This window comes from Pseudomonas sp. 18-147 (assembly GCF_051048045.1).
GTDB classification, from domain to species: Bacteria; Pseudomonadota; Gammaproteobacteria; order Pseudomonadales; family Pseudomonadaceae; genus Pseudomonas; species Pseudomonas aeruginosa.
In genome coordinates this window covers 421,139-434,042 of the sequence record NZ_CP182296.1, presented here as the reverse complement: position 1 = coordinate 434,042, position 12,904 = coordinate 421,139, and the positions used below count along the sequence as shown (strand labels likewise).

Here is a 12,904-nt window from a genome sequence, read left to right as displayed (position 1 = left end):
CTGGAACCGTCAGCGGCGCTCCCATACCTCGAAGGCGTAGGCAGGCGCATCGTCAGCCGCGGCGTGTTCGATGCTCGACGCCAGGCGCCAGGCCGCACCATCGATCTCGGGGAAAAAGGCGTCGCCCTCCGGCGCCAGGCCAACCCGGGTCAGGTAGAGACGCGCGGCGCGCGGCAAGGCCTCGGCATAGAGCTGGGCGCCGCCGATCAGCATCAGTTCGTCGGCGTCCTCCGCCTGCGCCCACGCCTCGGCGCGCGCCAGCGCGGCGTCCAGGCTGGCGAACACTTCCGCACCCTCCAGTGCCAGGCCGGCCTGGCGGCTGACCACCAGGTTTAGCCGGCCCGGCAGCGGCCGACCCAGCGAGTCCCAGGTCTTGCGCCCCATGATCACCGGCTTGCCGAGGGTCATCGCCTTGAAATGCTTGAGGTCGGCCGGCAGGCGCCAGGGCAGGCGGTTGTCGATGCCGATCGCGCGGTTCTCGCCAAGGGCGGCGATCATCGCCAGCGGTCGTGCCATGGGGTTACCTCATCGTGGAAGGACAAAGGCGCGAGGATAAACACTCGCGCCGGCGGACTCCAGGCCAACTGTGCGGGCCGGCCTACAAGGGATTGGCATACGGCGGCACCTGCATGAAGAAGGTGCCATCCTCGTTGACCTGGGTGGTGCCGGTCGCCAGCACCTTGCGGTAGTCCTGCAGGTTGAAGGTCAGCACCTGGTCCGGGGTCTCGGTCTTCAGCAGCACCTGGGCGTAGGTGATGAGGATTTCGAAGATCTTCAGGTCGCCGGACTGTAGCCAGAGGAAGGATGGGCCCGCCGCGGCCGGCGGGCTGAACACCGGCGACGGCTGGCCGGGCGCCTGGGAGAAACGCAGGTGCAGCCCCTGGTCGTCGAGCCAGGCCTCCTGTACGTGGCCGTCGATGCCCAGCAGCGGGAAGACCTTGCGGTAGTCCAGGCGCATGGCGCTGCCCACCAGGCTCGCCCCCGGCCGATCGAGGCTGACCAGCGCCGACATCGGCAGGCCGACCAGGCTCATCGCCCCGTACAGCGGCAGACCGACCACCCTCAACTGGTCGGGCCGATAGACCAGCGCGCCGCTGGCCGCGTCCACCTCCACGCCGCCGCCCAGCCGCAGCGGCAGCCAGGGCCCTACGCCGAGCGGACGCACCCGCCCCTCCACCTCCAGGCGTCCCGCCGCACTGCTCATGCGGAAGTCCTTCAACATGGTCCCGTCGTAGGCGAGGATGTGCTCGTTGAACAGGTTGGCCAGTTGCCGCGGGCTGAGCAGCACCTCACCCTCCATCACCTGGAAATGCATGTCCTGCGGACGGTCGAAGTCCACCGGCTGGCCGGCCCGGTTCGGCACCAGCCAGCCCTTCAGCTCGGGCACGTGGAAACCGATGTTGCCGCGCAGGTACATGTCCACGTTGCGCAGCAGTATGCCGACACCATCCTGGCCGGAATCCGCCGGCCCGGCCGTACGCATGGGCAGCGGCACCGGCGCCGGGGGGACCTGCCGGTACCAGCCCTCGCGCAGCAGGGCCAGTTCGCGCTGCTGCCGGTCGATGGCGCTTTCGGCCTGGGCCGCGCTGGCCGCCAACAGGCAACAGCCAAGCAGTACGCCCCACGGACGCCGGCTCACAGCCGTGCCTCCAGCGGCGCCGGCGCCTTCACCGGCGACACGGCGATCTGCACCATGCCGTCCTCGCGCAGGCGGATCACGCCGTTCTGCAGTTGCCGCCGGTAGTCGTAGAGATTGAACAGCAGCGGCTGCCCCGGGCTGAGGCTGGTGAACAGGGCATAGGCCTTGACCAGCACGGTGCGCGCCATCTTGATATCGCCGCCCTCGATGAACATGTAGCTGTCCGGCGCCCGTAATGCCGGCCATTGCAGGTCGGCCAGGGAGTCGCCGAGGGCGAGTTGCATGCCGCCGTCGGCCAGGGCCAGGCGACTGACGCGGAAGTCCAGGCGCGGCGGCGGGAACAAACCGTCGAGGTCGACGCGGATGCGGTTGCCGACCAGTTCCATGTGCCGGGTCTTCAGCTTCAGCACCTCGGACATCTCGATCGAGGCCGCCGCCAGCGACGAAGTGACCTCGACCCCGTCGACGAAGATCCGCCGGGGTACCAGGGTCACCTCCAGCGGACCGCTCAGCTCGATCTCGGTGAGCATCCGCAGCGGCCGCCAGCGCCCCTTGCGCAACAACTCGCCACGCACTTCCTGGCCGTCCTTGCGGGTGTTCATACTGAGGTTGCGCACGGCCGCGCGGGACGCGGCGAGGTCCTGGTTGAGCAGGGTCGCCAGGGTGGCGTCGCTGACGAATATCTCGCCGGCCTGGATCCGCGCCACCATCGCCGTCGGATCGTCGAGCGACAAGGGCGCGCCGGGACGAGTCGGCTCCATGCGGATCAGCATGCGCTGGATGAAGAAACCGATGTCGTCGTGCAGGCGGAAGTCGGTATCGGCGATCCACAGTCGCGAACTCGCCGATCCCGAGCCGCGGGCGCCGACGCTCGCCTCCAGCGTGCGCGGCGGCACGGCGCTCATCAGGCTGTCCGGCTGGCGTCCCCAGTCATCGGTAGCGGTCGTCGGCACACGCGCTTCGACACGGGCCGGCGGCGCCACGGCCTGGCCGCCGCCGTGGGCATCGAAGGCCAGCCAGGCGCCCAGCAACAGGCAGGCCAGTTGCAACGACAGGCAGGGAAACGCGGAGGCAGGTTGCGCGGAAGCCATCACCGATCCTCTTATTGTTATGCGAGCGCCGTCACCCTATACCCTGCCCCGGCCGTCCGCCCCTTTCGTTGGATTGGCCGGGAAAACGCCGACGTCGTCACGCTGGCGGCGATTGTCACGGGAATGTCGCGAAACGGGCAAAGAAGTATCACCTGGCTGCGTCAATCTGCTGGACTGGAACACTCCCGAACCGCCGACGAGGACCCGTCATGCAACCAGCCTTCCTGCGCCGCCACCTCGGCGCCGCCTGCCTGATGCTCGCCGCTGGCCTGGCCAGCGCCGCCCACGCCGACACCGGCAACGTACAACGCGCCATCGACTGGGCCCAGGGCCAGGCCTCCGTTCGCCACCCGGCCAGCGACGAACGCTCGCCGCTGGTCATCGCCCACCGTGGCGCCAGCGGTTACGTACCGGAACACACCCTGGGCGCCTACGCCCTGGCGGTGATGATGGGCGCCGACTACGTCGAGCCGGACCTGGTGATGACCCGCGACGGCAAGCTAGTCGCCCGCCACGACAACGAGCTGGGCCTGACCACCGATGTCGCCCAGCACCCGGAATTCGCCGACCGCAAGCGCACGCAGAAAGTCGACGGAGTGGAACTCACCGGCTGGTTCAGCGAAGACTTCACCCTCGCCGAACTGAAGACCCTGCGCGCCATCGAGCGCATCCCCACGATCCGCCCGGGCAATGCGCGCCTGGACGGCACCTTCGAGATCCCCACCCTGCAGGAGATCATCGACCTGGTGAAAAGCCTGCAGATCAGCCAGCAACGCACCATCGGCCTGTACCCCGAGATCAAGCACGGCACCCACTTCCAGCGCCTCGGCCTGGCCATGGAACGCCCACTGGTGAAGACCCTGCACCGCAACGGCTACCTCGGTCCGCGCGCGCCGGTATTCATCCAGTCCTTCGAGGTGAACAACCTGAAGGAACTCAAGCGCCTCACCGGCATCCGCCTGGTCCAGCTCTACGGCAGCGGCCAGCCCTACGACCAGCAGGCTGCCGGCGGCAGCCTGACCTACGCCGAGATGGCCACCGCCAAGGGCCTGCGCCAGGTGGCGCGCTACGCCTACGGGGTCGGTCCGGACAAGAGCTACGTGATTCCCCGCGATGCCAACGGCAACCTCGGCCAGCCGACCCGCTTCGTCGGCGACGCCCACGCCGCCGGGCTGAAGGTGCATCCCTACACCTTCCGCGCGGAAAACAGCTTCCTTCCGGCGGAGTTCCGCAGCGCCGACGGCAACCCGCAGTCGCGCGGCGACCTGGCCGGCGAGATCAGGGCCTACCTCGACGCCGGCATCGACGGCCTGTTCAGCGACCAGCCGGACGTCGCCGTGCGCCTGCGCGAGCAGCGCTGACGCAGCCCGACCGGCGCTCGTACGCGGGCGCCGGCCTCATGGACACTCGATGTAGCCGTCGAAGGGCTGTGCCTTGCCTTTCTCCAGTGCCTGCCGCCTGATGTTCCGGCAGATCCGCCGATCGCGCTCGTGCATGGCGTCGATCGACGGGTTGCCAGTGGGTTCCATGCCCTTGTGGTCCTTCACGCCAAAGGTCACCAAGGGCTGCTCCGGCTCCACCCGGAAGCGCGACGGCGTTTCCTTCTCCTCCTTGCGCGACGGCGGATCCGCCGCCAGGGTCGGCAACTGGTCGGCCTGCACGCCATAGCGTTGCAGCAAGGAGCCATCGGGCAACTCGTCGGCCAGCGCGCCCGCCATCCCCAGCAACAGCGCCAGGGGGTATCGGCGTACTACCTTCATCTCAGTGTTCCTCTCGCTACCGGCGCCGAACGCTTTCGCCACGGCACCAGTCAAAATCCCACACCCCGCCGCCAGCCGGCTGGCAAGCCAGCATGAGCCGCCGGGGCGCTTTTTGCTATGTTTGGCGCTGATCAGACGCCGTTGGCCGGGCACGATTCACGCTCGGCAGGGAAATCGACACAGGAGGTGACTTGAGTCACACGACGCATCCCGGCCTCGACGCCCTCTGGCTGACCGAGGCCGTTCGCCTGCGCGAGGAGCAGGCCGGTCCGCTGGAAGACAGCGAGGCGGTTCGCCAGGCGCTGGCCCAGGGCGGTTCCCTGCCGCGCCGTATTCTCACCCGCGCCCACTGGCTGGGCCGCCGCGAGGGCCTGCTCGACGCCCAGCGGACCTGGCGCCAGGGTTCGCGGCTGGCGCTGGCCCTGCTGCTGGTGCTGGCCCTGGCCAGCGGCGCCGGACTGGCCTTCGCCGCGCTCGGCGATGGCCAGCGCCCGGTCAACGTGTTCTGGGCGCTGGCCAGCCTACTCGGCCTGCACCTGCTGACCCTGCTCGGCTGGGCCCTCGGCCTGCTCGCCGGCGGCGAGGCCGCGGGCGCGCTCGGCCGGCTCTGGCTGTGGCTCAGCGGCAAGCTGGCGCGCGATGCCCGCGCCGCGCACCTGGCGCCGGCGCTATTGGTCCTGCTCGGCCGGCGCCGGCTGGCGCGCTGGGGCCTCGGCGCGCTGGTCCACGGGCTCTGGCTGCTCGGCCTGCTGACCGCGCTGGCCATGCTCCTCGGCCTGCTGGCGACCCGCCGCTACGGTTTCGTCTGGGAAACCACCATTCTCGGCAGCGATACCTTCATCGCCCTTACCCAGGCGCTCGGCGCCCTGCCGGCGTTGCTTGGCTTCCCGTTGCCGGACGCCGAGCTGATCCGCGCCAGCGGCGACGCCGCCCTGGCCAGCGAAGCCGCACGGCACGCCTGGGCCGGCTGGCTGGTAGGCGTACTGCTGGTCTATGGGGTCCTGCCGCGCGCGCTGCTCGGTCTGCTCTGCCTGTGGCGCTGGAAACGCGGCCTGGCCCACCTCGACCTGGACCTCGACGACCCAGGCTACAGCCTGCTGCGCGAACGCTTGATGCCGGCCAGCGAACGCCTCGGCGTCAGCGACGCGGCACCGGACTGGCTGCCGGAGCCGCAGGGCGGCCAGTCCAGCCAGGAAGCCGCCGGAGCGGTGCTGGTGGCGGTGGAGCTGGACGATCGCCGGCCCTGGCCGCCGAAGCTCGCCGAAGGCGTCGCCGACGCCGGCATCCTCGACGACGGCCAGCAGCGCCGTCGCCTGCTCGAACAACTGACCCGCTACCCGCCGGCGCGCCTGGCCATCGCCTGCGACCCGCGTCGCTCGCCGGACCGCGGCACCCTGGCACTGCTCGGCGAACTCGCCCGCTGCGCCGCCAGCACCCGCATCTGGCTGCTCCAGGCTCCGCCCGGCGAAGCGCTCGACAGCGACCGCCTGGGTGACTGGCACGCCGCCCTGGAACGCCTGCAACTGCCGCACGGCGAGACCTCGCCGCTGGCCTGGTTGGAGACCGGCCATGACTGAGCCGCTGATCCTGGCCGTGGTCGGCCACACCAATACCGGCAAGACCTCGCTGCTGCGCACCCTGACTCGCGACCGTGGATTCGGCGAAGTCTGCCATCGCCCCAGCACCACCCGCCACGTCGAGGGCGCCAGGCTGTCGGTGGACGGCAAAGCGCTGCTGGAACTCTACGACACGCCCGGCCTGGAAGACGCCATCGCCCTGCTCGACTACCTGGACGCCCTGGAGCGCCCCGGCGAGCGTCTCGATGGCCCGGAACGCATGGCGCGGTTGCTGGACAGCAACGAAGCGCGCGGGCGTTTCGAACAGGAAGCCAAGGTGGTCCGCCAGTTGCTCGCCTCCGACGCCGGGCTCTACGTGATCGACGCCCGCGAACCGGTGCTGGCCAAGTATCGCGACGAACTGGCGGTGCTCGCCGGCTGCGGCCGGCCGCTGCTGCCGGTGCTGAACTTTGTCGCCAGCCCGCAGCATCGCGAGGAGGAGTGGCGCGCCGCCCTCGCTCGCCTGGGCCTGCACGCCCTGGTGCGTTTCGACAGCGTGGCGCCGCCGCTGGACGGCGAACGGCGCCTCTACGAGAGCCTGGCGCTGCTGCTGGAGCGCGCCCGGCCGCAACTCGACCGGCTGATCGCCGACCATGAGACCCAGGCCGCCGCGCGCCTGCGCGCCGGGCAACGGCTGATCGCCGAATTGCTGGTCGACGTCGCCGCCTGCCGGCGCCTGGTGCCCGGCGGCGAAAGCGCCGTGCAGGAAGCCACCCGCGACCTGCACCAGCAGGTGCGCAAGCGCGAGCAGGCCTGCGTGGAAGCGTTGCTGCGGCTCTACGCCTTCGCCAGGGACGACGCCCGCGCCGCCGACCTGCCGCTGCTCGACGGCCGCTGGGGCGACGATCTGTTCAATCCGGAGACCCTGCGCCAACTCGGTATCCGCCTCGGCGGCGGGGTTGCGGCCGGTGCCGCGGCCGGCGCCGGCATCGACCTGCTGGTGGGCGGCGTCACCCTTGGCGCCGCCGCCGCCCTCGGTGCCCTCGCCGGCGGCGCCTGGCAGACCGTCGGCCACTATGGCTCGCGCCTGCTCGGCAAGCTCAAGGGCGCCCGCGAGCTGACCGTCAACGACGCCGTGCTGCGCTTGCTCGCGCTGCGCCAACGGCAGCTCCTGGCAGCCCTGCAAACGCGCGGCCACGCGGCGGTCGAGGCGATCCGCCTGGAAACCCCGGAGGACAAGCAGTGGCGCGAAGGCAAGCTGCCGGAAGCGCTGCGCAAGGCGCGCGCGCATCCGGAGTGGTCGTCGCTGAACGGCAGGCGGGTGGGCGGCAGCGACCGCCAGGAACAGATCGACGCGCTGGCCGAATTGCTGGAGAGCGGGCGCGGGGAATGACAGACTGGGCGACGATCGCCCAAGAGGTAGGCCCATGCCCTTCGTTTCCTACGCGCAGAACCTGGAAGACGTCCGACTCTGCCGGGCCCTGAAACTCTTCCCCAGGGGGTTCTACATCGACGTCGGCGCCAACCACCCGCGGATCGACTCGGTCACCCTGGCGTTCTACGAGCGCGGCTGGCGCGGCATCAACATCGAACCGCTGCCCCACCTGCACCGCGAGCTGGAGCGGGAACGGCCGGAAGACCTCAACCTGAACCTCGCCATTGGCGAGCGCGAAGGCCGCGCCACGCTCTACGAGATGGCCGCCTCGGGTCTCTCCACCCTGGACCCCGAGCTAGCCCGCCAGCGCCAGGCCGAGGGCTGCACGGCCACCCCGCGCGAAGTGAAGGTCAGCACCCTGGACGCGATCTGCGCGGCCCATGTCGAAGGGCCGATCCACTTCCTCAAGATCGACGTCGAAGGGCTGGAAGGCGCGGTGCTCCGCGGCCTCGACCTGAACCGCTGGCGCCCGTGGCTGATCCTCGCGGAAACTCCATTCGACCACGACCCCGAGTGGAAAGCGCCGCTGCTCGCCGCGGGCTACCGTTTCGTCCACTTCGACGGCCTTAACGGCTATTACCTGGCGGAGGAACAGGCCCGCCTGGAAGGCGCCTTCGCGCTACCGCCGAACCTGCTGGACGACTTCCAGCTCTGCCATGGCCACGCCATGAGCCATCCGGTCGCACCGCTGGAGCAGGCCCTGGAGCAGGCGCTGCAACGCGCAGAAGATGCGGAGCGGGCTTTGCGGGACTGGCGCGCGCTTCCCTGGTACCGCCGCCTGTTCGGTTGAGCGGAGCCGACGGCTCCGCCGAAGGGTCAGACCGCGACCGGTGCCTTGATGTGCGGATGGGCCTCGTAGCCGACCAGCTCGAAGTCCTCGAAGCGGAAGTCGAACAGATCCTTCACCTCGGGATTCAGCTTCATGCTCGGCAACGGCAGCGGCTCGCGGGTCAACTGCAGGTCGGCCTGCTCCAGGTGGTTGGCATACAGGTGGCAATCGCCGCCGGTCCAGATGAACTCGCCCGGCTGCAGGCCGGCGACCTGCGCCACCATCAGGGTCAGCAAGGCATAGCTGGCGATGTTGAAGGGTACGCCGAGGAAGATGTCCGCCGAACGCTGGTAGAGCTGGCAGCTGAGTTTGCCGTCGGCGACGTAGAACTGGAACAGCGCGTGGCAGGGCGGCAGGGCCATCTCGTCGATCAGCGCCGGGTTCCAGGCGGAGACGATCAGCCGGCGCGAGTCCGGATTCTTCTTCAGCATCGCCATCAGGTTGGCGATCTGGTCGATGTGGCGGCCGTCCGGCGCCGGCCAGGAGCGCCACTGGTAGCCATACACCGGGCCGAGGTCGCCGTTCTCGTCGGCCCATTCGTCCCAGATCGAGACGCCGTGCTCCTTGAGGTAGGCGATATTGGTGGAGCCCTTGAGGAACCACAGCAGCTCGTGGACGATCGACTTGAGGTGGCACTTCTTGGTGGTCACCAGGGGGAAGCCCGCGGCCAGGTCGAAGCGCATCTGGTGGCCGAACACGCTATAGGTGCCGGTGCCGGTGCGGTCGCTCTTGAAGGTGCCGTGCTCGCGCACGTGGCGCATCAGGTCGAGGTACTGTTTCATCGGAGGCTCGGATCGATATCGGTGCGGCGCCGACGTGGCGGCTCCCACCGAGGGATGACAGAAGGATGGCCAAGTCTACGGCGACGGAGCCTGCATCGCCAGTTCGGCGCGACCGGCGCAAGCCATGCACGCCCTGGAGCGGAAAGCCGGCTGCCCGGAGCGGATGACGCCTGCGACGTTATCCGCCCCGGGCACGAAAAGCGGCTCAGGCCGCCTTCGGCTGCGCCGCGTCGCGGCGGTAGGCCCAGACCATCAGGGCAATGCCGGCCAGCACCATCGGTACGCAGAGCACCTGGCCCATGGTCAGCCAACCCCAGGCGAGGTAGCCGAGCTGGGCATCCGGCACGCGGACGAATTCGACAACGAAGCGGAAGATCCCGTAGCACAGCACGAACAGGCCGGAGACCGAGGCGGTCGGCCGTGGCTTGCGGGTGAACAGCCAGAGGATGACGAACAGCGCCACGCCTTCCAGGGCGAACTGGTACAGCTGCGAGGGATGCCGCGGCAGCGGGCCGCCGTTGGGGAAGACCATGGCCCAGGGCACATCGCTGACCTTGCCCCACAGTTCCGAGTTGATGAAGTTGCCGATGCGCCCGGCGCCCAGGCCGATGGGCACCAGCGGGGCGATGAAGTCCATCAGCTGGAAGAAGCTCTTGCCATGGCGCTTGCCGAACCACCAGACCGCCAGCATCACGCCGAGCAGGCCGCCATGGAAGGACATGCCGCCTTTCCAGACCTCGAAGATCAGCGTCGGGTTGGCGATGTACTCGTCCAGGTTGTAGAACAGCACGTAGCCCAGGCGGCCACCGAGGATCACGCCGCAGGCGACCCAGAAGACCAGGTCGGAAAGGCGCTCCTTGGTCCAGGTCGGGTCGAAGCGCTTCATCCGGCGCGACGCCAGCAGCCAGGCGCCGCCGATCCCGATCAGGTACATCAGCCCGTACCAGTGGATCTTCAGCGGGCCGATGGCCAGCGCAACCGGATCGATCTGGGGATACGTCAGCATCGATAACTCCTACGACAGAAAAGCGAGATCGGGGGTCAGGAAACTTATGCCCACGCTGAACAGCAGCAGGGCGAACAGTCGCTTGAGTACGCGCGGCGACAAACGATGCGCCAGGCGCGCGCCGAAGCGGGCGAACAGCATACTGGTGGCGGCGATGCCGACCAACGCCGGCAGATAGACGTAGCCCAGGCTCCACTCCGGCAACTGCGGGTTGTGCCAGCCGACCGCGATGAACGACAGAGCGCCGGAAATGGCGATAGGAAGGCCGCAGGCCGAGGAAGTCGCCACCGCCTGCTGCATCGGCACGCTGCGCCAACTGAGGAAAGGCACGGTCAGCGAACCGCCGCCGATGCCGAAGATCGCCGAGGCCCAGCCGATCACCGCGCCGGCCAGGGTCAGGCCGCCCTTGCCGGGCACCTCGCGGCTACCCTTGGGCTTGAGGTCGAGAACCATCTGCAAAGCGACCAGGATGGCGAACACCCCGATTATCTTCTGCAACAGCGGCCCCTTGATCTGCGCCGCGGTCAGCGCGCCGAGGGCACTGCCGATGAGGATGCCGAGGGTCATCCAGGCGAACACCGGCCAGCGCACCGCGCCGCGCCGATGGTGTTCGAGAATGGAATTGATCGAAGTGAAGACGATGGTCGCCAGGGAGGTGCCGACCGCCATCTGGGTCAGGACGTCGCCGCCGAAACCGTGCGCGGTGAAGCTGAAGACCAGCGCCGGGACGATGATCAGGCCGCCGCCGACGCCGAACAGTCCGGCCAGCACGCCGGCACAGGCGCCCAGCACGATATAGAGGAGAAACTCCATGCACGCCCCCGTTGGAAAGCCGGCATGGTAACGGAATTGCGCGCCGTGCGGCAGGCGTCGTGCTTGAACGGCGATGGCGGATGCCTTTAGCCTGACGGCCAGCCCATCCCAAGGATCGCGCATGTGCCTGATCGTCTTCGCCTGGCAACCGGGGCACGCCCTGCCGCTGCTGGTCGCCGCCAACCGTGACGAATTCTATGCCCGCCCGAGCCTGCCGCTGGCGGCCTGGGAGGACGCCGAGGGGGTATTCGCCGGACGCGACCTGGAGGCCGGCGGCACCTGGCTGGGGCTCGGCCCGGCCGGCCGTTTCGCCGCCCTGACCAACGTCCGCGATCCGTCGCAGGCTCTCGGCAAGCGCTCCCGTGGCGAACTGGTGGCGGACTTCCTGCGCGGCGGCGGCAACCCGGCCGACTACCTGGCGCAGGTCGCCGGGCGCGCCGCGGACTATTCCGGCTTCAACCTGCTCATTGGCGATCGCCAGCAGCTCTGGCACTACAACCCCCGCGTAGGGCCACCGCGCCTGCTGCCGGCGGGGATCTACGGGCTGTCCAACGCGGCCCTCGATACGCCCTGGCCGAAGCTGCTCAAGGCTCGCGCCGCCCTCGCCGAGCGGCTTGCCGAGCCGCATCCGCAGGCCCTGCTGGAGCTGCTGGCCGACGCAGCGCCGGCCGCCGACGGCCAGTTGCCGGATACCGGCGTGGGTCTGGCCACGGAACGCCTGCTCTCCAGCGTGTTCATCGCCAGCCCGAGCTACGGCACTCGCGCCAGCAGCGTCGTACGGGTACACGCCGACGGCACGCGGGAGATGATCGAGCGCAGCTTCGGGCCGTCCGGCGCCCGGCTCGGCGAGGTCAGCCTGGTGCTGCCGCCAGGCTGACCTTCAGCAACAGGCCACGCAATCGCGACGCTGCTTGGCCCGATAGAGGGCGTCGTCCACCCGGCACAGCAGCAGGTCGAGGGTCTCGCCATCATTCAGCACGCCGACGCCAAAGCTGGCGGTCAACCGCTCGCCCATCTCGAAGGACTGCGAGCGAACCCGCTGGCGCAGGCGTTCGGCCAAGGCCGCCGCGGCCTCCAGGCCGGTTTCCGGGAGCAGCAGGATGAACTCCTCGCCACCCCAGCGCGCCAGCACGTCGACCTCGCGCAGCTCGCTGGCAACCAGGCGGCCGAAGGCGACCAGCACGCGATCACCGGTGGAGTGGCCGAACAGGTCGTTGATCCGCTTGAAGTGATCGACATCGATCATCACCAGTGCCGTGGCGCGTCCATGGCGCTGCCGGCGCATCCATTCATGGTGCAGGCACTGCTCGAACTTGCGTCGGTTGTACAGCTCGGTGAGCGGATCGATTTCGCTCAGGCGCTGGGCCTCGGCCATCTTCGAGGCCAGCGCCTGGTTGACCCGGTGCAGCGCCTCGGTGCGCTCGGCCACCAGTTCCTCGAGACGCAGGTTCCAGTCGAACAGTTCCTCGTTGCGCTGCTGCAACTCCAGCTCGACCAGCTTGCGCTGATGGATCTCGTGGTGCGCACCGATCATCCGCCGCGGCTCGCCGCGCTCGTCGAACTCGACGAAACGCCCGCGATCGCTGATCCACAGGTAATCCCCGCTGTAGGTGCGGCAGCGGTATTCCTCGCAGTATTCCGGGCTTTCGCCGTCGAGGTAGGCCTGGAAGCTGGCCATCACCCGCGGATAGTCCTCGGGATGGATGATGCTCTTCCAGGTCTCCACGCTCTCCGGCAGGCTATGCGGCGGATAGCCGAGCATCAGGTACCAGCCGGCGCTGCGGCTGACCTGGTTGGTCGCGATGTTCCAGTCCCAGATCCCGTCGCTGACGATCTCCAGGGCATATCGCAGGGTTTTCTCAAGGTCTTCGCGTGACAGCGGAAGAAGACCTGGCGGCTTCGACGCCCGTTCGTCCATTTTGCGGCAATCCCTCGCACGTTCGACTGGCCAGTGGCCTCTACCGAATGGCAGGCAGTCTATACGCTTGCGGGG

At 69.0% G+C, this 12,904-nt stretch carries 13 protein-coding genes; 5 read left to right on the top strand and 8 right to left on the bottom strand.

Annotated elements, in window-relative coordinates; all coding sequences use genetic code 11:
- Positions 1–9: 9 nt before the first annotated feature.
- From ACM0M4_RS01965 to ACM0M4_RS01955, 3 genes are all read right to left on the bottom strand, one after another.
- The gene (locus tag ACM0M4_RS01965) at positions 10–516 is read right to left on the bottom strand and encodes a dihydrofolate reductase (RefSeq protein ID WP_003084430.1); all 507 of its coding nucleotides are present in this window, start codon (positions 514–516) and stop codon (positions 10–12) included.
- Positions 517–598: 82 nt separating this feature from the next.
- On the bottom strand, positions 599–1,639 hold the full coding sequence (locus ACM0M4_RS01960; RefSeq protein ID WP_031757012.1) for a hypothetical protein: 1,041 nt from the start codon (positions 1,637–1,639) through the stop codon (positions 599–601).
- Positions 1,636–2,730, bottom strand: a complete 1,095-nt coding sequence (locus ACM0M4_RS01955; RefSeq protein ID WP_031693604.1) for a hypothetical protein — start codon at positions 2,728–2,730, stop codon at positions 1,636–1,638. The genes ACM0M4_RS01960 and ACM0M4_RS01955 overlap by 4 nt, the downstream gene beginning before the upstream one ends.
- Before the next feature lie 209 nt (positions 2,731–2,939).
- Between ACM0M4_RS01955 and ACM0M4_RS01950 the strand changes: the two genes are divergently transcribed.
- Positions 2,940–4,091, top strand: coding sequence for a glycerophosphodiester phosphodiesterase (locus ACM0M4_RS01950; RefSeq protein ID WP_003102904.1), 1,152 nt, complete (start codon positions 2,940–2,942; stop codon positions 4,089–4,091).
- Positions 4,092–4,127: 36 nt separating this feature from the next.
- Here the strand turns inward: ACM0M4_RS01950 and ACM0M4_RS01945 are convergent, their stop codons facing one another.
- A complete protein-coding gene (locus ACM0M4_RS01945; RefSeq protein WP_003102907.1) occupies positions 4,128–4,490 on the bottom strand; it encodes a hypothetical protein in 363 nt (120 codons plus the stop codon).
- Between the two features lie 191 nt (positions 4,491–4,681).
- Between ACM0M4_RS01945 and ACM0M4_RS01940 the strand changes: the two genes are divergently transcribed.
- From ACM0M4_RS01940 to ACM0M4_RS01930, 3 genes are read left to right on the top strand one after another with little or no spacing between them, the layout of a single operon-like run.
- Positions 4,682–6,067: a DUF2868 domain-containing protein gene (locus tag ACM0M4_RS01940; protein ID WP_003158453.1), complete on the top strand. Its 1,386-nt coding sequence runs from the start codon at positions 4,682–4,684 to the stop codon at positions 6,065–6,067.
- Positions 6,060–7,439 (top strand): GTPase/DUF3482 domain-containing protein, encoded by a 1,380-nt coding sequence (locus tag ACM0M4_RS01935; RefSeq protein WP_023117225.1) that lies wholly within the window; start codon positions 6,060–6,062, stop codon positions 7,437–7,439. Before ACM0M4_RS01940 ends, ACM0M4_RS01935 begins: the two co-directional genes overlap by 8 nt.
- 34 nt (positions 7,440–7,473) lie before the next feature.
- Positions 7,474–8,271, top strand: coding sequence for an FkbM family methyltransferase (locus ACM0M4_RS01930; protein ID WP_031755852.1), 798 nt, complete (start codon positions 7,474–7,476; stop codon positions 8,269–8,271).
- A gap of 26 nt (positions 8,272–8,297) precedes the next feature.
- Here the strand turns inward: ACM0M4_RS01930 and ACM0M4_RS01925 are convergent, their stop codons facing one another.
- From ACM0M4_RS01925 to ACM0M4_RS01915, 3 genes are all read right to left on the bottom strand, one after another.
- On the bottom strand, positions 8,298–9,092 hold the full coding sequence (locus ACM0M4_RS01925) for a thymidylate synthase (protein ID WP_003110588.1): 795 nt from the start codon (positions 9,090–9,092) through the stop codon (positions 8,298–8,300).
- 205 nt (positions 9,093–9,297) lie between these two features.
- Positions 9,298–10,098: a prolipoprotein diacylglyceryl transferase gene (gene lgt, locus ACM0M4_RS01920; RefSeq protein ID WP_003112963.1), complete on the bottom strand. Its 801-nt coding sequence runs from the start codon at positions 10,096–10,098 to the stop codon at positions 9,298–9,300.
- Positions 10,099–10,107: 9 nt separating this feature from the next.
- Positions 10,108–10,911, bottom strand: coding sequence for a sulfite exporter TauE/SafE family protein (locus ACM0M4_RS01915; protein ID WP_003110587.1), 804 nt, complete (start codon positions 10,909–10,911; stop codon positions 10,108–10,110).
- A gap of 121 nt (positions 10,912–11,032) precedes the next feature.
- Here ACM0M4_RS01915 and ACM0M4_RS01910 point away from each other — a divergent pair, with 121 nt between their 5' ends.
- Complete coding sequence (locus tag ACM0M4_RS01910) at positions 11,033–11,788, top strand: NRDE family protein (RefSeq protein WP_115288939.1); 756 nt, start codon at positions 11,033–11,035, stop codon at positions 11,786–11,788.
- Positions 11,789–11,791: 3 nt separating this feature from the next.
- Here the strand turns inward: ACM0M4_RS01910 and ACM0M4_RS01905 are convergent, their stop codons facing one another.
- A complete protein-coding gene (locus tag ACM0M4_RS01905; RefSeq protein WP_003112961.1) occupies positions 11,792–12,829 on the bottom strand; it encodes a sensor domain-containing diguanylate cyclase in 1,038 nt (345 codons plus the stop codon).
- Positions 12,830–12,904: the final 75 nt, after the last annotated feature.